24 protein-coding genes are annotated in these 23,151 nt (G+C 65.2%); 7 read left to right on the forward strand and 17 right to left on the reverse strand.

What is annotated here, in order from left to right; translation table 11 throughout:
• The 3 genes from AUC68_RS17080 to lepA all read right to left on the reverse strand — a co-directional run.
• Positions 1 to 287: hypothetical protein (locus tag AUC68_RS17080; protein WP_204376964.1), on the reverse strand; the 287-nt coding region annotated here is incomplete at its 3' end.
• A 58-nt stretch (positions 288 to 345) separates the two neighbouring features.
• Positions 346 to 1,461 (reverse strand): TAXI family TRAP transporter solute-binding subunit, encoded by a 1,116-nt coding sequence (locus AUC68_RS05010; protein WP_069436641.1) that lies wholly within the window; start codon positions 1,459 to 1,461, stop codon positions 346 to 348.
• A 309-nt stretch (positions 1,462 to 1,770) separates the two neighbouring features.
• On the reverse strand, positions 1,771 to 3,582 hold the full coding sequence (lepA, locus tag AUC68_RS05015; protein ID WP_069436642.1) for a translation elongation factor 4: 1,812 nt from the start codon (positions 3,580 to 3,582) through the stop codon (positions 1,771 to 1,773).
• A 246-nt stretch (positions 3,583 to 3,828) separates the two neighbouring features.
• On the opposite strand from lepA, the gene AUC68_RS16315 reads away from it, so the two are divergent.
• Together AUC68_RS16315 and AUC68_RS05020 are read left to right on the forward strand one after the other, a co-directional pair.
• Complete coding sequence (locus AUC68_RS16315; protein ID WP_141701100.1) at positions 3,829 to 4,056, forward strand: hypothetical protein; 228 nt, start codon at positions 3,829 to 3,831, stop codon at positions 4,054 to 4,056.
• Positions 4,057 to 4,186: 130 nt separating this feature from the next.
• The gene (locus AUC68_RS05020; protein WP_069436643.1) at positions 4,187 to 4,432 is read left to right on the forward strand and encodes a hypothetical protein; all 246 of its coding nucleotides are present in this window, start codon (positions 4,187 to 4,189) and stop codon (positions 4,430 to 4,432) included.
• Between the two features lie 63 nt (positions 4,433 to 4,495).
• Here the strand turns inward: AUC68_RS05020 and msrA are convergent, their stop codons facing one another.
• Positions 4,496 to 5,107 (reverse strand): peptide-methionine (S)-S-oxide reductase MsrA, encoded by a 612-nt coding sequence (msrA, locus tag AUC68_RS05025; protein WP_083240433.1) that lies wholly within the window; start codon positions 5,105 to 5,107, stop codon positions 4,496 to 4,498.
• A 154-nt stretch (positions 5,108 to 5,261) separates the two neighbouring features.
• Here msrA and AUC68_RS05030 point away from each other — a divergent pair, with 154 nt between their 5' ends.
• From AUC68_RS05030 to AUC68_RS05040, 3 genes are read left to right on the forward strand one after another with little or no spacing between them, the layout of a single operon-like run.
• A complete protein-coding gene (locus tag AUC68_RS05030; RefSeq protein WP_083240434.1) occupies positions 5,262 to 6,926 on the forward strand; it encodes a GMC oxidoreductase in 1,665 nt (554 codons plus the stop codon).
• A 27-nt stretch (positions 6,927 to 6,953) separates the two neighbouring features.
• Complete coding sequence (locus AUC68_RS16690; RefSeq protein ID WP_158008238.1) at positions 6,954 to 7,235, forward strand: hypothetical protein; 282 nt, start codon at positions 6,954 to 6,956, stop codon at positions 7,233 to 7,235.
• Positions 7,232 to 8,392: a CapA family protein gene (locus tag AUC68_RS05040; protein WP_069436646.1), complete on the forward strand. Its 1,161-nt coding sequence runs from the start codon at positions 7,232 to 7,234 to the stop codon at positions 8,390 to 8,392. Before AUC68_RS16690 ends, AUC68_RS05040 begins: the two co-directional genes overlap by 4 nt.
• A gap of 357 nt (positions 8,393 to 8,749) precedes the next feature.
• Here the strand turns inward: AUC68_RS05040 and pheT are convergent, their stop codons facing one another.
• From pheT to AUC68_RS05085, 9 genes are all read right to left on the reverse strand, one after another.
• Entirely contained in the window at positions 8,750 to 11,194 is a 2,445-nt protein-coding gene (gene pheT, locus AUC68_RS05045) for a phenylalanine--tRNA ligase subunit beta (RefSeq protein WP_083240436.1), read from the reverse strand.
• 3 nt (positions 11,195 to 11,197) lie between these two features.
• Positions 11,198 to 12,283, reverse strand: coding sequence for a phenylalanine--tRNA ligase subunit alpha (gene pheS / locus AUC68_RS05050; RefSeq protein WP_069436647.1), 1,086 nt, complete (start codon positions 12,281 to 12,283; stop codon positions 11,198 to 11,200).
• Between the two features lie 30 nt (positions 12,284 to 12,313).
• The gene (gene rplT, locus AUC68_RS05055) at positions 12,314 to 12,670 is read right to left on the reverse strand and encodes a 50S ribosomal protein L20 (RefSeq protein WP_069436648.1); all 357 of its coding nucleotides are present in this window, start codon (positions 12,668 to 12,670) and stop codon (positions 12,314 to 12,316) included.
• Positions 12,671 to 12,704: 34 nt separating this feature from the next.
• Positions 12,705 to 12,908: a 50S ribosomal protein L35 gene (rpmI, locus tag AUC68_RS05060; protein ID WP_069437023.1), complete on the reverse strand. Its 204-nt coding sequence runs from the start codon at positions 12,906 to 12,908 to the stop codon at positions 12,705 to 12,707.
• A 184-nt stretch (positions 12,909 to 13,092) separates the two neighbouring features.
• Positions 13,093 to 13,614 (reverse strand): translation initiation factor IF-3, encoded by a 522-nt coding sequence (gene infC / locus AUC68_RS05065; RefSeq protein WP_069436649.1) that lies wholly within the window; start codon positions 13,612 to 13,614, stop codon positions 13,093 to 13,095.
• A gap of 151 nt (positions 13,615 to 13,765) precedes the next feature.
• The gene (locus AUC68_RS05070) at positions 13,766 to 14,035 is read right to left on the reverse strand and encodes a hypothetical protein (protein ID WP_069436650.1); all 270 of its coding nucleotides are present in this window, start codon (positions 14,033 to 14,035) and stop codon (positions 13,766 to 13,768) included.
• 7 nt (positions 14,036 to 14,042) lie between these two features.
• Entirely contained in the window at positions 14,043 to 15,089 is a 1,047-nt protein-coding gene (locus AUC68_RS05075) for an O-antigen ligase family protein (RefSeq protein WP_069436651.1), read from the reverse strand.
• A 177-nt stretch (positions 15,090 to 15,266) separates the two neighbouring features.
• The gene (locus tag AUC68_RS05080; protein ID WP_141701101.1) at positions 15,267 to 16,178 is read right to left on the reverse strand and encodes a hypothetical protein; all 912 of its coding nucleotides are present in this window, start codon (positions 16,176 to 16,178) and stop codon (positions 15,267 to 15,269) included.
• 200 nt (positions 16,179 to 16,378) lie between these two features.
• Positions 16,379 to 17,575: a glycosyltransferase family 4 protein gene (locus AUC68_RS05085; protein WP_069436653.1), complete on the reverse strand. Its 1,197-nt coding sequence runs from the start codon at positions 17,573 to 17,575 to the stop codon at positions 16,379 to 16,381.
• 46 nt (positions 17,576 to 17,621) lie between these two features.
• On the opposite strand from AUC68_RS05085, the gene AUC68_RS05090 reads away from it, so the two are divergent.
• Positions 17,622 to 18,437 (forward strand): alpha/beta hydrolase, encoded by an 816-nt coding sequence (locus AUC68_RS05090; protein WP_083240437.1) that lies wholly within the window; start codon positions 17,622 to 17,624, stop codon positions 18,435 to 18,437.
• 3 nt (positions 18,438 to 18,440) lie between these two features.
• Here the strand turns inward: AUC68_RS05090 and AUC68_RS05095 are convergent, their stop codons facing one another.
• From AUC68_RS05095 to AUC68_RS05105, 3 genes are read right to left on the reverse strand one after another with little or no spacing between them, the layout of a single operon-like run.
• Positions 18,441 to 19,328, reverse strand: a complete 888-nt coding sequence (locus AUC68_RS05095) for an SDR family oxidoreductase (RefSeq protein WP_069436654.1) — start codon at positions 19,326 to 19,328, stop codon at positions 18,441 to 18,443.
• The gene (queG, locus tag AUC68_RS05100; RefSeq protein WP_069437025.1) at positions 19,325 to 20,455 is read right to left on the reverse strand and encodes a tRNA epoxyqueuosine(34) reductase QueG; all 1,131 of its coding nucleotides are present in this window, start codon (positions 20,453 to 20,455) and stop codon (positions 19,325 to 19,327) included. Before queG ends, AUC68_RS05095 begins: the two co-directional genes overlap by 4 nt.
• Positions 20,456 to 20,513: 58 nt before the next feature.
• Entirely contained in the window at positions 20,514 to 21,200 is a 687-nt protein-coding gene (locus tag AUC68_RS05105; RefSeq protein ID WP_069436655.1) for a glutathione S-transferase family protein, read from the reverse strand.
• Between the two features lie 147 nt (positions 21,201 to 21,347).
• Between AUC68_RS05105 and AUC68_RS05110 the strand changes: the two genes are divergently transcribed.
• Positions 21,348 to 22,145 carry an undecaprenyl-diphosphate phosphatase gene (locus tag AUC68_RS05110; protein ID WP_069436656.1) on the forward strand — a complete coding sequence of 266 codons (798 nt, stop codon included), beginning with the start codon at positions 21,348 to 21,350 and terminating at the stop codon, positions 22,143 to 22,145.
• Between the two features lie 16 nt (positions 22,146 to 22,161).
• On the opposite strand, the gene AUC68_RS05115 is transcribed toward AUC68_RS05110, so the two are convergent.
• Positions 22,162 to 23,136, reverse strand: coding sequence for a complex I NDUFA9 subunit family protein (locus AUC68_RS05115; RefSeq protein ID WP_141701102.1), 975 nt, complete (start codon positions 23,134 to 23,136; stop codon positions 22,162 to 22,164).
• Positions 23,137 to 23,151 lie beyond the last annotated feature (15 nt).

The raw sequence follows: 23,151 nt of genomic DNA on the forward strand, positions 1-23,151 counted from the left end.
GACCACGACGGTCCCGGTAGCCAGTCCGAGGCGGCGGCACCGCGAGACGCCGGGGCGCGGGCGCGGACCGCCGCGGCGTCGGCCGGGCCGGCGGCAGCACGGTCGGATCGCCGCGGCCGCGCGCTGGCGCGCGACATCGGGCGCGAAGCGCCGCGCAAGCGAGGACGCGCTTTGATCGGTGTTTGCCGCGGCGAGCCGGCTTCCAAGCGGCGAAGCTCATTGAGCTGCTCCGCGAGCCGCAAGATCTCGTCCGGAAAGCCGTCTTGTTTCAACGCTGACTGTACCACGATGACCTCCCTTGAAAGATGCCGGTCGCGCGCGGCGATCGGGCGTGTGCCGATTGGGTCAATTCGAGCGTGGCCTCGCTCCAGCCTTGAAGGCACGGAACAACTTTTCCTGGTCCGCCTCCGAAACCGCGTCGGGGCTGACGACATCCCCCGCCTGGGTCAGGAAGGCCTTGAAGCTCGCCTGCTCGCGCGCCTCGGCGACCGCCTTGCTCCTTGCGGTGTCGAGCCAGGCCTGCGCTTGCGGCGCGCGGCGCCAGTCTTCGAGCGTCGCGGCGAAATTCACTTCGCGCCATTTGGGATGGTGCGGCTGTTGCTGGAGCGCGTCGAAGGTCGAGAAGAACTGCCCCACGAAGCGCTCGATCTTGGCCTGGTGGGCAGCATCCGCCTGATCGTTCAGCGCCACGAGTACGGTGCAGATGGAAACGGTGTCGATGCGCTCCCCGTGCTCGATCAAGCCCGGGTAGTCGTCATGCGCTAGGGCCGATGGATAGGTGTCATCCTCGAGACCCTTGGCGTAGGGGATCGGCAGGAGCGCCAGACCCGAATCCGGCCCGAGCCGCGTCAGGCCGGTGATCGGCGTCGTCCCGATCACGATCGTGGCGGCGATCTCGCCCGACTTGAGTGCCACGATGGCGTCGGCCGTATCGAGATGGGCCTCCTCAACGTGTAGACCGAGAGCCTCGAACACGATCCGTGCGGCGATCTCCGTCCCGCTTCCGGCCGGCCCCACATTCACGGTCTTGCCGCTCAAGGACTGGACGCTCGCGTTGTCCGCGCGCGCCAAAAGGTGGAGGTCTTCATTGAAGAGCTTGGCCACATAGACGAGCCGGTCGCGGATGGGGCCGAGTTCTCCCGTCTCGGCGAAGTGGTTGAGCACCGTCGAATGGGTGATGCCCATGTCGACGCCGTCGAGGAACAGGACGTCTTTCAGCGTTTGGGCCGGGCCCCGGCCGATCATCGGCACCACGCGCAAAGAGGGACTGTCGTCCAGCACGGCCGCCATGTCGCGAACGATGACCGCGTGGCCGTCGAACGGGCTTCCGGACATGACGGTCACGGTGGTTTCGGTCAGCGCATCGGATTCTTGCGTTGCGTCGCCGGCGCGACTGCTTGCGATCCCCGGCGGGGAGAGCAGGCACAATCCGGCCAGTCCAAGGACCATTGCGATCCGCATGACATACCCCTCATAGACACGTCCCCCGGACCGAATGGAAAGTGATGGATTCGCACCTGTCAAGTAAATAAAGTAAAATAACAAGTTAAAATCACCAAAGTGCCCGATATGTGGCGGGCTTCGGCAAACTTAGTCAGCAATGAGGCGGAATAGTTCAAGTATAGACCAACGTATACAGACACAGAACTTAGAAATTCTGCGTTGCCAGCTTGGCCATCCGTGTAAGGCACGCGAAATCGCGCCCGCGGCGCGGGGTGCCGCATCCATAACGCGGGGGGCGGCGATTTGGTTTCGTCCGAAAGAGCGCGCCTAATCCGCGTCCATCTTGAGGGCAGCGATGAAGGCTTCCTGGGGGATGTCGACCTTGCCGAAGCTGCGCATCTTCTTCTTACCCGCCTTCTGCTTCTCGAGCAGCTTGCGCTTGCGGGTGATGTCGCCGCCATAGCATTTGGCGGTCACGTCCTTGCGCAGGGCACTGATGGTCTCGCGCGCGATGACCTTGCCGCCTATCGCCGCCTGGATCGGGATCTTGAACATGTGCCGCGGGATCAGGTCCTTCAGCTTCTCGACCATGGCACGCCCGCGCGCCTCGGCGCGGGCTCGGTGCACGATGACAGACAGCGCGTCGACGGGCTCCGCGTTCACCAGCATCGACATCTTCACGAGGTCGCCGGGCTCGTAGTCGGTGATGTGATAGTCGAAGGAGGCATAGCCGCGCGTGACCGATTTCAGCCGGTCGTAGAAATCGAACACCACCTCGTTGAGCGGCAGGTCGTAGACGATCATCGCGCGGGAGCCCGCATAGGTGAGGGTCTTCTGCCGCCCGCGTCGGTCTTCGCAGAGCTTCAGCACCGCGCCGAGATGCTCGTCCGGCACGAGGATGTTTGCCTCGATCCAGGGTTCCTCGATGCGCTCGATCTTCTGGGGCTCGGGCATGTCGGCCGGATTGTGCAGCTCGACCATCGTGCCGTCGGTCAGGTACACCTGGTAGACGACCGACGGCGCCGTGGCGATGAGATCGATATTGAATTCGCGCTCGAGCCGTTCACGGATGATCTCCAGATGTAAGAGGCCGAGAAAGCCGCAACGGAAGCCGAAGCCGAGCGCGGCGGAGGTCTCCATCTCGTACTCGAAGCTCGCATCGTTCAGCCGCAGCTTGCCGACCGCTTCGCGCAAATCCTCGAAGTCGCCGGAGTCCACGGGAAACAACCCGCAGAACACGACCGGCTGGGCCGGCTGGAACCCGGGAAGCGGTTCCGTGGCCGGCCGCTTCTCGTCCGTCACGGTGTCGCCCACGCGCGTATCGGCCACCTCCTTGATGGCGGCGGTGAAGAAGCCGATCTCGCCGGGGCCGAGCGCGTCGCGCATCTCCTGTTTCGGGCGGAAGATGCCGCAGCGGTCGACCTGATAGCCTGCGCCCGTCGACATCAGCCGGATGCGTTGGCCCTTGCGCAGCGTCCCGTCGATAATGCGGACGAGAACGACCACGCCGAGATAGGCGTCGTACCAGCTGTCCACGAGCATGGCCTTGAGCGGCGCGTCCGGGTTGCCTTGCGGCGGCGGCAGGCGGGTCACGATCGCCTCCAGGACGTCCTCCACGCCGAGGCCGGTCTTGGCGGAAATCTCGACCGCGTCGGATGCGTCGAGACCGATCACGTCCTCGATCTGTTCCCGCACGCGCTCGGGCTCCGCCGCCGGCAAATCGATCTTGTTCAGCACCGGGACGACCTCGTGATCGTTCTCCAGGGCCTGGTACACGTTGGCGAGCGTTTGCGCCTCCACGCCCTGGGTCGCGTCGACGACGAGGAGCGAGCCCTCGCACGCGGCAAGCGACCGGTTCACCTCGTAGGCGAAGTCCACATGCCCCGGCGTGTCGATCAGGTTCAGCTCGTAAAGCTGGCCGTCCTTCGCCCGGTAGTCGAGGCGCACGGTCTGGGCCTTGATGGTGATGCCGCGCTCGCGCTCGATGTCCATGGAATCGAGCACCTGCTCTTTCATCTCCCGTTCCGTCAGCCCGCCGCAGAGCTGAATCAGCCGGTCGGCCAGGGTCGACTTGCCATGGTCGATATGGGCGATGATCGAGAAGTTGCGGATGTGGGAAAGCGGTGTCGCCGAACTCATGGGCGGCTAGGTAGGGGTGCAAACCGCCAAAGGTCAAGCTGGGAGTGCGGCCCTGTCCCGCAAGGGAAAACTTTGGCCAAATCGTGCCCCCGGCTGCCGCAATTTCGCAGTTGTCAGCGACTATAAAACGCCCGATAGGAAGTGCTCTTCCGATCGTAGAGGATTCGGCCGATTCGCGGATGCACCGAAGCCTCGCGTCCAACCCTTGGTCTCGGATCTCGAGACTCCCTCTAAGGATCAAAATCGATGAAAAAGAACGTGGTTCTCGCAGCCGCTGCTGCTGCTCTGATCGCCGGTGCCACCCTTGCGTCCCCGGTTCAGGCTGCCAGCACGTGCGCTGAAATGGCCAAGGCCAAGGCCAGCAACATCAAGGAGCGCGTTCAGATGAAGCGCGAATGCAAGAAGTCGATGAAGTCGGCCAAGGCCGAGGGCGGCAAGCTCTCCAAGCTCAACTTCTTGAAGGACCGCTCGTAAGCGCGCAACGCGACTTCACGTCATCCGACAACCGAAATGCACGAAAGGGGCTCATTGGGGCCCCTTTCTTTTGCCATCTAGGCCGGGACCGAGGTGCCGGGTCCGAAACCCACGAAGGAGGAGAAATACGATGAAGAAACTCGTTCTGTTCTCGATGGCCGCCGCGATGATCGCGGGCGCCGCAACGCTCGTCACGGCGCCGGCCCCGGCAAGTGCCCGCCCCAGCTGCGGCGACCGCGCGGACTGGCTGTACCCCTACGACAAGCGTGCGCGCAAGGCCTACAAGCGGGCCTGCAAGGACCGGCGCGAGGCTTGGGAGGACAACCGCAAGGCGTGGAAGAAGGCCCGCAAGCGCCGCATCTGGCTCGACTACTAGCCGTGAGGCCGTAGCGGTTTGAAAAAGGGGCGTCGTGCCATGCGCGAGCGCCCCTTCTTCGTGTCAGCTGGACTTGTCGCCCCAGATTTCCGACAGGCGCTGGGCGCGGCCGCAATTCCATTTGTAGTACTTGTAGCTCACCGGATTCTTGGTGTGGTAGTCCTGGTGGTACTCCTCGGCGGCGGTGAACGTGCTGGTGGGACGGATGTCGGTCGCGACGTCCTTGCTGAAGCGCTTCGCGATGTCCTGCTTCGTCTGCTCGGCGAGCGCCTTTTCCGTATCGTCCGAAACGAACACAACCGTCCGGTAGGCGGGCCCCTTGTCGCAGAACTGCCCGGTCGCATCGAACGGGTCGATATTGTGCCAGAAATTGTCCAGCAGCTCCGCGTAGCTCACCTTTGATGGATCGTAGGTGACCTTGAGCGCTTCCACATGTCCTTCGTGGTTGCCATAGGTCGGGTTGGGTAAGTCGCCGCCCGCATAGCCCGAGACCGTTTCGGTCACGCCCTCGACCTTGTCGAACGCATCTTCCACGCACCAGAAACAGCCTCCGGCGAAGATGGCCGTCTTGGTCGCGGCCGCGTCTTCTGCCTCGGCGGTTTGGCAGTTCATGGCGAACACGCACAGTGCCAGAAAGGCGCCGGTCAGCGTGGCGCAAATCCATCGCGCGATCATGGAACGTCTCCACATTGTTGTCTGTCTCAGACGATAAGGAGTCGGCCCCCATGGCGATAGAGGCTCTCGCGGTTGTGTGATTGGAAGTGATGCGGCCGCGCCTCGTCGCGCATAACGTATTGGAACTCCTGTTTGAACCGGGGTATTGAGAGGCATGCAGCAGCCTGAGATGTTGTCCCTTGCGCGCGCGGCCATGCGTCCCGCCTACGATGTCGTTGTGGTCGGGTCCGGCTATGGCGGCGGCATCGCCGCCTCCCGGCTCTCTCGCGCGGGCCAACGGGTCTGCGTACTGGAGCGCGGCCGCGAGGTGCCGGTCGGCGCGTTTCCGTCGCGCATGCCGGAGCTGCGCCGCGAGCTCCAGGTCCACAGTGGCAAGAAGCGCTCAGGCCCCGGCACGGGGCTTTACGACGTACGCCTTGGATCGGACATCAACGTGGTTGTCGGTTGCGGCCTCGGCGGCGGCTCGCTGATCAACGCGGGCGTCGCCTTGCGTCCCGACGCGCGGGTGTTTGCCCATGCGGCCTGGCCCGATGCCATCCGAACGGACGGGCTCCTGGATCTCGGCTTCGAGCGGGCCGCTGCGATGCTGCGCCCGACGCGCCATGCGGACGCGCCCGCGCTTACCAAGTACCGCGCGTTGGAAGCGGCGAGCGGCGTCTTCGGCAAGGCGCCGGTCACGGCCCCCGTCACGGTCAGTTTCGACGCAGTGGTGAACCCCGCCGGGATCGCCCAAGCGGCCTGCACGCTGTGCGGCGATTGCTGCTCGGGCTGCAATGTCGGGGCCAAGAACTCCATCGCGGTCACCTATCTCGCCGATGCCAAGCGCCATGGCGCGGAGATATTCACCGAGCTTGCCGTCAGCCATGTGGAGAGACTGAGCGGGGGCTGGCGGGTGCATTTCGCAGCCACGGCCGATGCGTCCGAGACGGCGTCCGTGGACGCCAAGACCGTGTTCCTCGGCGCGGGCACGCTGGGCTCCACCGAGATCCTCCTGCGCTCGCGCGAGCGCGGCCTCAAGGCTTCGGACCGGCTGGGGCACGGCTTCTCCGCCAATGGCGACATCATCGCCTTTGCACTCGGGGGTAGGAACCGCGCCAATGCGGTCGGCGTCGGCGAGCCGCCGAAGTTCACGGACGATCCTGTCGGCGCCTGCGTGGCGGGCCAGATCGAATTGCCGGACGCGGACGATCTCAATGCCAGCATGATCATTCAGGAAGGCACAATGCCGTCCTCGGTCGCCCCGCTCCTGCCGGTGTTCTTCATCGCCGGCGGACGGCTCCTGGGCGCGGCCCAGAGCCTGATCAAGGGTGTCTACAAGGGACCGCTCGCGCATCTGCAGAGCTTCTTCGTCGTATCGCATGACGAGGCGCTCGGCCGCCTCGTGCTGCGCGACGATGCCGTGGCGGTCGACTGGCCGGACGTCGCCCGACAGGAGGTGTACGCCCGCGTCGACGATGCCTTGACCAGGGCCGCGGAAGCCGTCGGCGGGCGCTACATCAAGAACCCGCTGGCCGCGACCAATATGGGCGCGCGGCCGGCGACGGCGCATCCGCTCGGTGGCTGCGGTATGGGCGAGACGGCCGAGACCGGCACGGTCGATCACAAGTGCCAGGTCTTTGCCGGACCCACCGGCGCGGAGACCCATGCGGGGCTCTATGTCTGCGATGGGTCCGTCATGCCGCGGTCGCTGGGCTGCAACCCACTTCTGACCATCAGTGCCCTGGCCGAACGGGCAATGGTTCACTTTGCCCGCGATCATCATCTAGGATTCGATACCGAACCGATTCGGACGGACGCCGAACTCGAACCCACCGCTTGAAGGCCCCGCTCTAGGGTCAAGAGGCTCATGCGCTTAGCGAGACTTGTTTGCGCCACAGCCGTGTTCCTGGCAGCGCCCGGACCCGCGGATCGCGCGCAAGCCGGGATGCGGATCGTCCCTTGCGGGAACGCCGAGTACACGGCGGCGATCGGCGGCGCGCCGCCCCTGGCCCGGGGGTCCGGAGCCGAGGGGCCGTCGCAGCTGACGCTCGTGCTGGCGGGCGACACGGGCTTCAACCCGAAAGGCGCGCCCGTCGATGCGCGCGGCTTCACGAGAACCGCCAGTCGCTCACCTTCGCGGAGAGCTTGAGCGGCGTCGCGGACGAATTGGACGGCGATCTTGCCTTTCTCAATCTCGAAACGGTCGTGACCGACCGCAACGATCTGCCGCCGGACATGAAAGGGCAGACCTCGCCCTATAATTTTCGCAGTCACCCCGCCGGACTCGACGCGCTTGTCGGCGCGGGCTTCAACCTGTTCTCCCTCGCCAACAACCATTCCATGGATTACGGCCCGAAGGGCGCCGAGGAAACGCTGTACCACATGGCCGTGGCGGGGGCCGCGCGCCCGGATGGCAAGGCGATCGCCTATGCGGGACTGGGGGCCGACTTCGAGGAAGCCACGCGGCCCGGCTGCCTGGAACTGGGCGGCATGAAACTCGGCTTCGCGGCGACGGGGATCGTGACGGGCCAGCGGGACGAGCACCGGGCGGGGAATAACAAGCCAGGCCAGGCGGCCTATCGCCGGCGCGGGGACTTCGAAATCGTGGTCAACCGTCTACGCGAGGTCCCGGCCGACTATCGCATCCTGTCCATTCACTACGGGCTCGAGGGGCGCGTCGTTCCCGACAAGCGCCAGCTCGACGATTGGCGCGCCTTCGCCGCGCGCGAGAAGGGCATCGATCTCATCGTCGGCCACCATCCGCACGTGGCGCAGGGGGTCGAGCGGGTCGGCAGCTCGCTCATCTTCTACGGCCTCGGCAATTTCCTGCATCCGGGCACCGCCGAGATGAAACGCTTCGGGATGTGCCGCGACTATGGGCTCATGGCGAAGGTCCATCTGACCAAGGTGCATCTCGCCAAGGCCGGCCCGAAATGGACCGTCGGCGCGATCGAAGCGATCCCGATCACCAACACCCATGTCCGCCCCCAACGGTTCTCGCCCCAAGACGGCGCGCGGCGCATCTTCGCCTTGAATTATCTGGGCGCGCGGCTCGGAGATAGTCCGGGTGCGGAAGGCCTTCGCTTCACGCCGCGCGGCGACGGCACCGGGCTCTACTGCGCACCTGGCGCGGAGTCGCTTGGCGGCAGGATCGGGGCGCTGTGCCGGGCATGGACTCCCGCACCGCCGGTTCCAGCACAGCTGTCCGCGCAACTCGCCAGCGCCTGCGCCGACAAGCCCTTCTACGGCGCAGGCCGCAAGAAGAAGCGCAACACCAATTCGATTTTCGGGTTCGGGCAGTTCTAGGGCCAACGCGCCTCTATTGCCGACGCGGTTTGGCGGGAAAACGAGGGCCACGAGCGTGGCCCTCGAGAGAGATCAAATGAGAGTTGGGACTATTTTTTCCGCGCACGGCCGGCCTTGGCGGGGCCTTGTCCGGCTTTGGCCATGCTTCCCACCGTGGGAGTGCTGGAACGGCTCTTGGTCTTTTTGACTGGGGTGACACGGCCGGTTTTGGCACCGCCGCCAGCTGCACTTGCTTTGCCCTTTGGCATTTGAGTTTCTCCATGAGAGATGCACCACGATCGGTGCATCGACTCGAAAAATTGATCCGAATCCGCGGGGAACGCAAGGGGAACATGCGGGGCGGAAACCACTGCAACTTCAATTGGTTGGCGAGTGGCTGCCGGAAAAGGGCCTAGCGCAGCGTGCCGCCGGTGGCCTTGTTGCGCCCGCGACGACCTTCTCGGCCACCGCGTCGATCTCTTCGTCGGTCAGCGTCTTGTCGCGGGGCTGAAGCGTCACCTCGATGGCGAGCGATTTCTTGCCCTCCGGCACGCCTTGTCCGGTGAACTCGTCGAATACGCTGACATCGGAGATAAGCACGCGATCCGCGCCCGACGCCGCCCGGATGAGGGCGCCGGCGTCCGTGTCTGCATCCACGAGGAAAGCGAAATCGCGGCGCACCGCTTGGAGATCGGAGGCGTCCGAGGGCCGGCTTGGCCGTGCCTTTGGCTTTCGTGGGCGGCAAATTGCCGAGATAGATCTCGACGCGGCCATGGGCCCGTCCGCATCGAGCTTCGCGAGCGTATCGGGATGAAGCTCGCCGAAGACGCCGAGCGTCGTCTTGGGGCCGAGCTTGATCGCGCCCGAACGGCCCGGGTGGAACCAATCCGGCGCCTCGCGGGTGATCTGCACCTTGCCTTGACCGAGGCCGAGCGCTTCGAGCGCGGCCATGGCGTCGGCCTTGACCGCCGCCCAACCGGCTTCGGGCGCCGCGCCGGACCAATGCCGGCCCGCGCCCGCAAGGGAGGACTGCCCGAAGCGGACGCCGCTCGCGGCTGCGGATTGATCCTGCGCCTCAAGACCGCGATAGGCGTTGCCGAGTTCGAACAGTCCGCCGTCCGCAAAGCCCCGGTCCCGGTTGCGCTTGGCCGCGCTGATGAGTCCGGGCAGGAGGCTCGGACGCATGTGGGACATCTCGGTCGAGATAGGGTTGTCGAGTGCCAGCGCCGCGTCCCCTCCGCCGAACAGGGCGGCCTCGCTTTCCGGAATAAAGGACCAGGTGACGGCCTCGACCAGGCCACGGGCGGCCAGCAGACGGCGCACGGTGCGGGCCCGTTTCTGCGCGGGCGTCAAGACCGGTTTGGCGACCCCCGACAGGTGCGACAGCGGCGTCGCCGGAATGCGGTCGACGCCCGTCAGGCGCACGATTTCTTCCACGAGATCGGCGGGGATCGAAAGGTCGGGCCTCCAGGAGGGCGGGGCGGCTTTGCGCACATGGCCGTCGCCCTCCAGCGCGATCCCGAGAGCCTTGAGCTTACGCAGGATGTCGCGGTGAAGCAGGGAGAGGCCACTCAGGCGGCCGATCAGCCGCAAGTCGAACCGGAAGGGCGGGTTGGACTTCGGTGCGCGCCCGGCCACGGTCACGTCGCTGGCTTCGCCGCCACACAGGTCGAGCACCATTGCGGTCGCCAGCTCGATGCCGGGCTCGGCCGATTGCGGATCGATGCCGCGCTCGAACCTGAACCGCGCATCCGAGACGATGTTCAAGGTCCGGCCCGTGCGCGCCGTGCGCTTGGGATCGAAATAGGCCGACTCGATGAAGACGTTGACCGTCTCCTCGGTGCAGCCGGTCTCCTCGCCGCCCATCACGCCCCCGAGGCCGAGCACGACCTGGTCGTCGGCGATGACGCACATCTCCGCGTCGACCTTGTAGGTCTTCCCGTCGAGCGCTTCGAAGCTCTCGCCTGTTCTGCCGAGCCGCGCATGGACCGCGCCGGTCAGCTTGTCCGCGTCGTAGACGTGCAAGGGGCGGGCGCGGTCGTAGGAGATATAGTTCGTGATATCGACCAGGGCGTTGATGGGACGAAGCCCGATTGCCTTCAGCCGCGCTTGCAGCCAGGCCGGGCTCGGCCCGTTCCTGATCCCGCGCACCAGGCGCCCTGCAAAGACAGGGCAGGCGTCCTTCGTCTCCTTGTCGAAATCCAGTCTGACCGGGATCGGATTGTCGAACGCGCCTTTGACCGGCTTGACCGGATCCTTTTTGAGCTTGCCGAGGCCCGCCGCCGCAAGATCGCGGGCGACGCCCCGCACGCCGAGGCAGTCGGGCCGGTTGGGCGTGATGGCGACGTCGAACACGACGTCGTCGAGGCCAAGCGCCTTCGCGGCCGAACTGCCGACACGCGACTTCGCAGGCAGTTCGATGATGCCCGTGTGTTCGTCGGAGAGTTCCAACTCTCGCTCCGAGGCCATCATGCCGTTCGATTCGACGCCGCGGATGTTGGCCTTGGTCAGGGTGAGGTCGATGCCGGGCACATAGGCGCCGACCGGGGCGAACACGCCCTTCATACCCGCGCGCGCATTGGGCGCCCCGCACACGACCTGCAGCGTCTCCTTGCCGGTATTGACCTGCAGCACTTGCAGCTTGTCGGCGTCCGGATGCTTCTCCGCCGTCACCACTTCGGCCACGCGGAACTCGCCAAGCGCCTTTGCCGGGTCGAGCACCTCTTCGATCTCGAGCCCGATCAGGGTAAGCGTGTCGGCGATCTCCTCGACGGATGCCTCCGTGTCGAGATGCTCCTTCAGCCAGGACAGGGTGAACTTCATGGGCTAACTCAGCCCCCCGGCAAGGGTCGGCACGGAGAGCGGCGGAAAGCCGTAATGCTTGAGCCAGCGCAGGTCGCCCGAAAAGAAGGCGCGCAGATCCGGCATGCCGTATTTCAGCATGGTCAGGCGGTCGATGCCGACGCCGAAGGCGAAGCCCTGATATTTCTTGGGATCGAGATCGACGGCCTTGAGCACGTTCGGGTGAACCATGCCGCAGCCCAAGATTTCCAGCCACTGGTCGCCTTCACCGATGCGGATCTCGTCTCCCGCCTTGGCGTAGCCGATATCGACCTCCATCGACGGCTCGGTGAAGGGGAAATGGCTCGCGCGGAAGCGCATCTTCACTTCCGGCACTTCGAAGAAGGCCTTGCAAAATTCCTCGAGCACCCATTTGAGGTGGCCGAGATGGGTCTCCTCGTCGATCACGAGCCCCTCCACCTGATGGAACATGGGCGTATGGGTCTGATCGCTATCGCAGCGATAAACGCGCCCCGGTGCGATGATGCGCAACGGCGGCTTGTTCGCCAGCATCGTACGAATCTGCACGGGGCTGGTATGGGTGCGCAGCACGGGGCCTCGTCCCGTCTGGGCCTCGGCGAAGTAGAACGTGTCGTGATCCTGCCGCGCGGGGTGCTCTGGCGGGATATTGAGCGCGGTGAAGTTGTTGAAGTCCGTCTCGATGTCCGGCCCTTCGGCGATCGAGAAGCCCATGTCGGCGAAGATCTCGGTGATCTCGTCGGTGACCTGGCTGACCGGGTGCACGCGCCCTTCGGCCAGGGGCCCTTCGCGCACCGGCAGCGTTACGTCGGCGCGCTCGGCAGCAAGTCTCGCCGCCGTCGCTTCGCGGGCCAGCGTTTCGCGCTTCGCGTCCAGTGCGTCGGACACGGCAACCTTCACGGCGTTGACGGCCTGGCCGAAATCCCGGCGTTCTTCGGGCGGCATCGCGCCAAGCCGCTGCATCAGCGCCGACACGCGGCCCTTCTTGCCGAGCGCGCCCACGCGCACCTCTTCGAGGCGCGCCAAATCGGACGCGGACGCGACCTCCTCAAGCAGCTCTGCCTTGAGGGTGTCGAGTTCGGACGCAGCCATCGGTCTCGCTCCTTGCCGCTTGGTTAGGCGTTACGCCCGGGCGGCAGTGGCGGCTTCGACCAACCCTTGAAAGGTTTGCGGCTCGCGCACGGCGATATCGGCCAGGACCTTGCGGTCCAGCTCGATACCGGCCTTTTTCAGGCCGTCGATGAGCTGACCATAGGTCACCCCATGGAGGCGCGCGGCGGCGTTGATGCGCTGGATCCACAGTGAGCGGAACGTACGCTTCCTCACCTTGCGGTCGCGATAGGCGTACTGACCGGCCTTCTCCACGGCCTGCTTGGCGACGCGGATGGTGTTCTTACGGCGTCCGTAATAGCCCTTGGCCTGTTTCAGGACCTTGCTGTGACGGGCATGGGCGGTGACGCCACGTTTTACACGGGACATTTATCGGTGCTCCTTAAGCGTTTGCTCGCCAGCCCTAGCGGGCGTAGGGGAGAAAATTCTTCTTCACGATCTTTGCGTCTTCGTCGGAGAGAACCATCGTTCCCCGGGCATTCCGGATGAACTTGTTGGTCCGCTTGATCATGCCGTGACGCTTGCCGGCGGCGAGGCATTTCACCTTGCCGTTGGCCGTGACCTTGAATCGCTTCTTGGCACCGCTCTTCGTCTTGAGCTTGGGCATTTGGCTTCCTTCTTTGGCTGGCTCCGGCATTGGCCGGGCCCGCGTTCTTGAACAATATCCGAACAAAATGCTGGAAAGCATGCGAGCCGCCACGGCATGCCCTGCCGGGCGGCTCCTTGAACGGCGGTTTATAAAGGGAATTGCGCCCCCAGCGCAAGCGCCGTACGTGCGATCGGAGCGCGCCCTAGCGCGGCGCGAGCACCATAACCATCTGGCGCCCTTCCAGCCGGGGCTCGGACTCTACCTTCGCGATGTCGGTGGTGTCGTCCTTGACCTTGTTGAGCAACTGGATTCCCAGATCCTGGTGGGCCATTTCACGGCCGCGGAAGCGCAATGTCACCTTGACCTTGTCGCCTTCCTCGAAGAACCGGTTCATGGACCGCATCTTCACGTCATAGTCGTGCGTGTCGATGTTGGGCCGCATCTTGATCTCTTTGATCTCGACGGTGCGCTGCTTCTTGCGCGCCTCGGCGGCCTTTTTCTGAGCCTGATATTTGTACTTGCCGTAATCCAGAATCTTGCAGACTGGCGGGTCGGTGTTGGGCGAAATCTCGACGAGATCGAGCCCAGCCTCGCTAGCGCGCGCGAGCGCGTCTTCGATATTCACGACGCCGACATTCTCGCCGGTCGCGTCAATGAGCTGGATTTCGGGAGTATCGATGCCCTCGTTCGTGCGGGGGCCGCCCCGGTTGGGGGCCATCTTCATGGGCCGTCTTGCGATGTCTTAGTCTCCTTTGGTGTTGGTGCGCCCTCGCCGCGGCGAGGCACGGGGCGCGACAGTAAAACAAAGTTAGAAGCGGAAAGTTCTACAAGAAGGCGGCAACACCTGACAAGTCGTGCTGGAATTGGCTTTCGGATCAAGGTGCAGCCGGTGCCGCTTCGGAGTGCTTCGCGCGATAGACGTTCACGGCGAGCGCGAGGTAGAGCGCCGCGAGACCGGTCAACGCCATCAGCCATCCCTGCCACATGCCCCAGGCGAAAGCGATGATCGCGAAGAAGGCCGCGACCTGGGCCAGCGCAAACGGCTGGGTCTTTAGCGGGAGGCGCCCCAGGGATAGCAGGAGGGCGGAGCCTGTCACCACGAAGAGGATGACACCGACGGCCCCGAGCTCATACCAGGTCTGCAAGAAGGCGTTATGCGCATGGGCGCCCGCGCGCGCGCCAGCCGAAGCCTTCCGTCCTCAGCCTCTTCTTCCACTGCATTTTCCGATTGTCCAGAGACTGATCGATCTTGCGGGTCGAAGAGGCTCCGATGCCGAGAAACGGCGCCTTGGGAATCTGCTCGGCCGTGTAGGCCCAAAGGGTCACGCGGGCCTGGGCCGAGGGGGGAAGCCTGTCGGACTGGTGGAGGTCGGCTTTGTAGGCGGCCGCGGCCAGCGGGACGACGAATGCGAAAGCAAGGCACCAGACGAGCCAGAGGGCATAGCGCGTCACGTTGGGCCAGTAGATGGCGCACGCGAAGACGACCAGGCTCGCGACCAGCCCGACTTTCGATGAGTCGTGATTCGACAGGAAGATGGTGGCGGCAGCCGCGGCCAAGAGCCCCCCGGCAAAGAGATAGCCTTTCCGGCAGCCAAGCCGTGCCACCATGCAGAGCAGCGCCGGCCAGAGCGCCATGAGCATGACAGCGACCATGGCGTTCAACTCGCTCGGCGCGATCCGCATGATCTCCCCGTCGCGGACGCTAAATCCTTTGAGACTGTCGGGCTGGGTGACGGGAAGGAGGTGATAGAGCGCCAGCGTGGCAATCCGGCCCGTGGCGGCTTCGAACAAGATGAATGCGGTGCCGACGCCGATGCCGGCAAGGAACGCGGTGGCCGCCATGCACAGCGACCGTTTCGGCCAATGGGCCAGCGCGCGCGCGGCGCCATGGGCCATGAGAACGATCAGGACGAACCAAGCCGCCGTGGTGAAGGCGCGTTCCGGGTCGAGAGACCAGGTCGCGTTGAGGAAGAGATAGGCCGCGGTTACGCCGAACAGAGCCAGGGGCACGTCGATCCGAAGCAGGGCTCTCGGATCGACGCCGCGCGCGAGCGCGAGGATCGCGCAGACGATGAAGAGCGCGATGAGAACCGCAACCGTTGTTTTCGGGACCAGAAGCGCTACGAGAGGCCCAAGGAAGAACAGCGTACGGATGATCGCGGGCTCTCGCCGGAGCGCGAGTTTGGCAAGTTTCCGCATGGAGATTCCGGTGTGGTGTCTCGGGCCCAGGCCCTAAAGTGCTGTAGGATCAACTGACTCAGTCCGTATGCCATAGCACCTCACAGACCGGCCCGGAAGCACCTGTCATGCCGTGCGGCATGGCACCGGCCACGTCATCTGTTTGGGGGTCGGGACCGTACGCGGCTTGGACCGGTGCTAAGCGAGCGTGACCCGGTCTTCCTGCGGCACAGGCAGTCCAGCGTCGAAGAGGCCCCAGCGCCGCTGCAGCCGGCGGACGATCTGGTGCACGAAGCGGATCGCCTCGTTGCTGATGAAGCTGGACCTGCCGTTGTCGAGCGCGACCGGGCGCACGGCGCCGGTTTCGTGACGGGCCTCGCGCCAGGTCTCCCACAATCTCTGGTCGACGTTGTTCTCCGCCTCGATGTTCGCGACCATTGTGCGGGGCAACAGATCCAGCGTCAGCGGCGTCCATCCTGCACCGCGGGCCAAGTCCGCAAGCGTGTTGCGGGGCCGTGCATTGGCAGGGATGCCGAGCCGGTCGCCAAGCGCGGAGAGCAGGCCGTCGCACAGCGTGTAGTCGCCGACGAACCAGAACATGGACAAGAAAGCATTGGCCAAATCGTACTTGTCCTGATCGGAGAGACTGGCGATCTGTACCCAGCTCAACTCGAGAAAATTGTTGAGGATGTAGTGGGTGATGAAATTGCGCCGCATCGCCCCGTAGGCGACGTCGACGCCATAGGGTTGCAGACCCTCGCTGATGTAGCGGGTCATGCGGTAGTTGTAATAGGACACGAAGTGGCTCGCCGGATCGCGCAACAACATGCTGCGCTTGATCAGCCGATCCTGAAACAGCGAATCGAGCGAGATTCCCAGGTGGTGACCGCTCACCACGCGCGTGGCGTTGGAGACGGGGAGCCGCGATGAATCGTACCGGGTTACGAAGCGGCCCATGCCCCGGCGCTTGCGCAACCGATAATAGGCCGACGCAGGCAACGTGCTCGCCAAGTGCCGATCAATCGTGCGGCCAGCGCATTTGGGCACGTGGTAGATGAAATGCAGCGGCGGCGTATTCGCGCCGTGCCCCAAATCAGCTCGTGCCTGCATTTCTATCGAAACAGTTGGAAACATGGTTAGTAGACTGGCACCACCATACTTAACATTCTCTTTAGGGCCTTGGTTCCCTACGAGAATGCCCGATTGGCGCCAGCGAGAACCGATCTCTTATTGAATACAGAATGACGCGGCGGAAGCTAGGCAAAAAAGGGGCAAAGTTGCCCTGGGGCGCCACACGAAAATTTGAACGATTAGAATGAATTAAATGAGGCGAACCTGCGGGCCAGTTCCGTACCTAAGAGTTCGTCGTACACGGCAAGCGTAGCCCGTTGCATCTCGCGCAAGGCGAAGTGGTCTTGCGCATGCGACCGTGCCCGCCGTGCAATTTCCGCAAGCCTCTGAGGCGACAGGGTTAACGCATTGGCCAGGCAGTCGGCCAGCGCGAGCGAGTCGGCGGCCGGGACAACCCAACCGGTCCTGCCGTCGCCAGCGTCTTCGGCGACCACGTTCTCGCTTGCCGCCCCCACGTCGGTGACAACGACCGGGCAGCCGGCCGCTTGGGACTCGATGCTGGTGCGTCCAAATGTCTCCGCCCGTGTTGACGCGACCACGGCGATGTCGGCCAAGGTGAAGGCCGCCGGAATGTCGTCGCAATGGCCAACGAGCCGCACGATGCCGGCGAGGCCCGCTTCGGCGATCTCCGACTCGAGTTCGCCGCGATACTCGTCGCGCCCTTGGCTGTCGCCCGCGAAAACGAAGACCGCATCGCCGAGGCGCCCATCCGCCTTCAGCAGGCGTGCGGCCTCGATCGTATGGGCGTGCCCTTTCCAGCGCGTCAGCCGGGCGGCCTGCAGGACCACCCGCTGGCCCGGCGCGATACCCCAGGCGCGGCGCAGCCGTTCGATGCGGTCCGGCGCAATTCTGTCCGGATCGAAGGCCGACACGTCGAAGCCGCGATGGATCACGTGCAGATGCTCCGGCGGCACCGGGTAGCGGCTACTGACCAGGCCGGCCGTGAAGCGCGAGTTCGCGATGACCCGGTCCCCGCGGGCCATGACGCTGTTGTACAGCGTCTTCAGCCGGCTCCGTCCGCTATAGGCCCCGTGATAGGTCGTCACGAACGGCCGGTTCGTGTGGCGGGCGGCAAGATACGCGCTCCAAGCCGGGGCGCGGCTGCGCGCGTGCAGCAGCGTGACGTTCCGCTCTTCGACAAGCCGCGTCAGGCGCCTTGCATTAGCGAGGACCGTCACGGGGTTCTTGCTGGCCACCGGGAGTTCGATGATCTCGCCGCCGGCCTCCTCAAGGGCGGTTGCCAACCGGCCCCCTTCGGTGGCAACGAGAGCCCTCGCCCCGGCTTGGGTGAGCGCCTCGGCAATTTCGACGGTCGATTGCTCGCTGCCTCCGGTTTCAAGCCGCGGCACAACCTGCAATATGGTCACGTCCGACATTGCCTCGTTTCACCCTCATCTAGCCAAAGCGCGGGCACCTCATTCGATGGATCAGCAAGAACCACATTTTCTGGAGATTGGCCAAGTTCTGGAGACTGGCCAAGGCGATCGTCGCCGCCGCATCGCCTACCGTTTCGACCCGGGCGCGGCGGATGCGAGCCCGGCCATCGTTTGGCTGTCGGGCTTCCTGTCCGACATGGCCAGCACAAAGGTCGTCTATTTGAGCAATTGGGCGGCGGCCAGCGGCTACGCCATGCTCCGGTTCGACTATTCGGGCCACGGGCTCTCCGGCGGCGATATCGAGCGGGCCTCCGTCAGCGACTGGCTGGAAGAAGCGCAGGCGATGATGGCGCTCGCCGGTCGGCGCCCCATCGTGCTCGTTGGCTCGTCGCTCGGCGGCTGGATTTCGCTCCTCCTGGCCCGTGCGATGGCCCGAAGCGGCGACGCCCGTCTCAAGGGCCTGGTCCTCATTGCCCCGGCCTGGGACATGACCGAGAAGCTGATGTGGGAGAAGATGTCGGAGAAGTCACGGAACGCGGTCCTCACCGAGGGCGTGTTCTACGCCCCGTCCAACTATGACGATCCCTATCCCATCACGAAGATCCTCATCGAAGACGGGCGAAACCATCTTCTGGCGGAGGGCGGCATTCCGGTGAAGGCGCCGGTGCGCATTCTGCAGGGCATGCGTGACGAAGACGTGCCCTGGGAGCACAGCCGGGCGCTGGTCGACCTCCTGGCCACGGACGATGTGGATCTCACGCTGGTCAAGTCGGCCGGACATCGCCTGTCGGAACCGGCAGACCTCGCGCGGCTGTCGCGCACGATCGAAGCGCTGATCGATCCCGCATCGCCGCCCGCCTAGGTCCTAGGGTTTGAGCGCCGCCAACCCATCGCGGAAGGTCGGATAGGCCAGGCGCACGCCGAGGTCCGACTTGATGCGCGCATTGCCGATCTTGCGGCTGCCCTCGTAGAAGCTGCGCACCATGGGCGGCAGGTCCGCCTCGTCGAAGTCGATCTCCGGCGGCGGTTCGGCCCCGATCATTCGGGCGGCGTGAGCCACCACATCCCCAGGGGCGGCCGGCTCGTCGTCGGCGACATTGTAGATCGCGCCCGCGCTCGGTTTGGCGATGGAAGCCTCTAGCACGGTGGCGATGTCGTCCACGTGAATGCGGCTGAAGACCTGGCCGTGCTTGTTGATGCGCCGCGCCGTGCCGGCCGCGAGCTTGTCGAACACGCTGCGTCCGGGACCGTAGATTCCGGCGAGGCGAAAGATGTGGACCGGCACGCCGGTTTCCGCACCGAAATCGAGCCAGGCCTGTTCGGCCGCGACACGCGCTTCCGTGCGCGCGCTGTTGGGCTTGGGCTGCGTGCCCTCGTCGACCCAACGGCCTTGCTGGTCGCCGTAGACGCCGACGGTCGACAAATAGCCAACCCATTCCAAGCTGCCGAGCTTCGCCAGCGCCTCGCGATAGTGGGTGAGCACGTGATCCCCATGACCGTCGCTTCCATGGCCTTCGTCATGACTGTCCGGCGGGATCGAGTGCAGCAAATGTGTCGTGCCCGGCAGCAACCGGTCGATATCCGCGTGAGGGGCCTCGCCGGAAAACGGCGCTGCCTCGTATCCGCGCGCGCGGAAGGCTTCGCGCTTGGCCTCGTCCCGCGCGGTGCCTGCGACCGTCCAGCCGCGCGCGGTCAGGCGCGGGGCGAGCGCTTGGGCGCAATAGCCAAATCCAAAGGCGAAGAGCCGGCTCATGACGCGCCCTTGCCGGCACCTGCCTGCCATTCCGCGCGCACGTGAGGGTCCGTCTCGGTCGAAAGCCGCGCCGAGACCAGGGCCGCGGACCGGTCGGGGTCGAGGCGCTGCAGCGCCCACACCGCCATGGCGCGCACCAGCGGCGACGCATCGTCGAGCAACGTCTCCACGGGACAGGTCAGCGAGGCGTCGGCGGCGTTGCCGGCAGCGATCAGCGCGTTGCGCACGAAGCGATCGCGACCCGTGCGCTTGATCGGCGTGCCGCGAAAGCGGTCGCGAAAGCCCGCATCGTCCAGCGCGAGAATTTCGGCGAGCGGCGGATCGTCAGCCTGCGGACGGATCGCCAGCTTCGCGTCGTGACCGGTCTTGGCGAACTTGTTCCAGGGGCACACGGCGAGGCAGTCGTCGCAGCCATAGATGCGGTTTCCCATCGCCTCCCGGAACTCGGGCGCGATGTGTCCCTTGTGCTCGATGGTGAGGTAGGAGATGCAGCGGCGGGCGTCGATCTCGTACGGCGCGGTGAACGCGTCCGTGGGGCAAGCATCGAGACAGCGGCGGCAGGCGCCGCAATGGTCGATCTCGGGGACATCGGGCTCAAGCCCTGCCGTGGTGAAGATCGAGCCCAGGAACAGCCAGGAGCCGAACGCGCGCGAGACGAGATTGGTGTGTTTGCCCTGCCAGCCGAGGCCGGCCTTGGCCGCCAGCGGCTTCTCCATGACAGGCGCGGTGTCCACGAACACCTTCACGTCTCCGCCCGCGAGCGCCTGGACGTGTCCGGCCAGTTGTTTGAGCTTGCCTTTGATCACGTCGTGATAGTCGGCCCGCTTGGCGTAGATCGAGACGGCCCCGTGCGAGGCGTTCCGAAGGGCCGCGAACGGGCCGGCGGGCCCCCCATAGTTCAGCCCGAGCAGGATGATGCTCCGCGCGTCCGGCCACAGGGCGCGCGGGCTCTTGCGCCGCTCGGCCGTGTCCTTGAGCCAGCCCATGTCGCCCTCGCGGCCCTGCGCCAGAAATGCATCGAGCGCCGTGCCCATCGCATCGGGACTGTCTGCGGTGGTGATCCGCATGGCGTCGAAGCCAAGGGCCTCGGCCCGCTCGGCGATCCTCGCTTTCAGGGATTGCACCATCACGGAAGACGGTCCGCCGATGGCGTGCCGCGCGGTCGGACGGGCGTTCGGACGGGACTCAGAAATCGAGATCGGCATACGTGCCCGCCGGGATAAACCCGGCGACCCGATCCTGCAGGAGGGAACGGAACGACGGCCGTGACTTCACCAGCGCATACCAGTTCTTGGCAGGTTCGAACTCTTCCCACGGCACCTCGCCGAGATAGTCCAGCGCCGACAGGTGGGCCGCCGCGGCCAAGTCGGCAAAGCTCAATGTGTCCCCTGCGAGCCAGCTGCGCGTCTCCGTCAAATGGCCGATATAGGTCATATGATAGCGCAAATTGTCGTGCCCCGCCCGCATCGCCTCCATGTCGGGAGACGTGCTCTGCGGTCCGAATCGCCGGAACACCTTCTCGACGACGAGGTAATCCGTGACCTCGGCGTGGAACTTGTCGTGGAACCACGCGACCAGCCGCCGCGCCTCGGCACGGGCAGCCGCATCGCCCGGAAAGGGCTGGAAGCCCCGTAGGGCCCGTTCGTCCAACGTATCGGACAGCCATTCCGAGATGGCGTAGGCCCCCACGATCGGCCCCTCGTCATCGGGAAGGAGGACCGGCAGCGTCCCGGCCGGATTGAGGGCCAGGAATTCGGGCCGCCACTCCCAGGGCTTTTCCTCGTTCAACTCCACCTCGACCCCGCATTCGGCGAGGGCGAGACGAATTGACCTGGAGTAGGCGCATAGCGGATGGTGGAGGAGATTCGCCATTATGGGCTTCGATGGCTATTCGTTCGGAAAATGGGCTCGTTGGAAAGCAGACCCGGCGGAAAATGAATCGCGCCAAGCGCGTGGGCCTCGTATAGAACCTGCGGTCTAGGCGAACAAGCGGCTCGGCCGCGCGGGGGATTTGGGACCATGACCATAGAGCAGATCATCGTTATCGCGGTGGTTCAGGGAATCACGGAATTCCTGCCGATATCGTCGTCGGGTCACCTGGTCCTGGTTCCCTATCTGTTTCACTGGCCCGATCAGGGGCAGTTCGTCGACGTCATGGTGCATGTGGGCACCTTGTTCGCGATCCTGATCTACTTCTGGCGCGACGTCTGGAAGCTCCTTGTCGGGACGCTGGAGCTTTTCAAGGGCAAGGTGACCCATGACGGCAAGCTCGCCATGTACATCATGCTGGCCACGATACCCGCGGTCGCGTTCGGGCTCTTCCTCAAGAAGTTCGGCTTCGGCGATCTGGAGCGCAGCGTCACGGTCGTCGCCTGGAACACCGTGATCTACGGCATTCTCATGCTGGTCGCCGATATGATGGGCCGGCAGGAGAAGACCATCGAGAACATGACCCTGAAGAACGCGCTGATCATCGGCGTGGCCCAGGCCCTGGCGCTCATTCCGGGCACCAGCCGCTCCGGCGTGACCATGACCGCCGCGCGGTTTCTCAACTATACGCGCCCCGATGCGGCCCGCTTCTCGTTCCTGCTGGGAATTCCGGCAATCGCGGGCGCGGGCGTGCTGACCGTGGGCGAAGCACTGGCCGCGGGCGATACGATCACAATGGATGCGGTCTATTGCGCGATCCTGACCTTCTTCGCAGGCCTTGCCGCCATCGCGTTCCTCATGGCTCTGGTCCGGCGCATCAGCTTCCTGCCCTTCGTGCTCTACCGCATGGTCCTGGGTGGATTCCTGCTGTTCATGATCTACGGCTAGGAGCGCGGCCCGGGCTCTACGCCTTGTAGACCGAGAACTGTCCGCGCGGCCGAAACTGCTCCAGATAGTCCGGCACCACGCTGGCGACGGGCACGGGCTCGATGCCGAGCCCTTGCAGCGTGCGCTCGTCCTCGATCGCCGCCTCGCTCACCACGTTGTCGCTCTCGAGAAGGCGCACCTGGTCCACCGTGAGCGGGGGATTGGGCAACCACTGCAGCATGGCGCCCTGGAGCTTGGCCAGCCAGAAGGGCAGCGGGATCAGCGGGCGCGACCGCATCGTGTAGGCCAGCACGCGCTCCATCACGTCTCGCATGGAGAGGACCCTCGGGACCGCCCAACTCGTAGGGCGCGCCGTTCTCGTGCGCCCCTCGATCGCCGCGACGAGAGCCTGCGCCACGTCGCCGACAAAGACGGGCTGAAACCTCGTGTGCCCGCCGCCGATCAGAGGCAGGGCCGGAAACAGCCGGGCCATAGCCCCGAACCGGTTGAAGAACTGGTCCTCGGGACCGAACACGACCGAGGGCCGGACGATCGTGGCGTCCGGGTAGACGGCCCTGACACCCGCTTCGCCGGCTGCCTTGCTCTGGGCGTAGATCGCCGCCGATGAGGCGTCGGCGCCGATGGCCGAGACGTGGACGAACGTGCCGACGCCGGCGGCCTTCGCGGCCTCGGCGACATTGCGCGCGCCTTCGTCCTGCACCGTCTTGAAGGTCTGCTTGCCGGAGGCAAACAGGATTCCGACGAGGTTTACGACCGCGTCCGCATCCTCGGCCGCCGTCATAAGCGAGTCGGGGTAGCGCACATTGGCCTGGACCGGGACGATCTGGCCGACGCCCCCGAGCGGCTGGAGATGGCCGGCGAGATCGGGACGGCGGCAGGCGACCCGGATGCGCGCGCGCGTGCGCGCGATGGCCCGGACCAGGTGGCGTCCAAGGAATCCGGAGCCGCCATAAACGGTTACGAGTGCTCGATTGTTCAGTGTCACGCCCACGTCGATGCCTCACCT

It is taken from the genome of Methyloceanibacter methanicus (assembly GCF_001723285.1).
Taxonomy (GTDB): Bacteria; Pseudomonadota; Alphaproteobacteria; order Rhizobiales; family Methyloligellaceae; genus Methyloceanibacter; species Methyloceanibacter methanicus.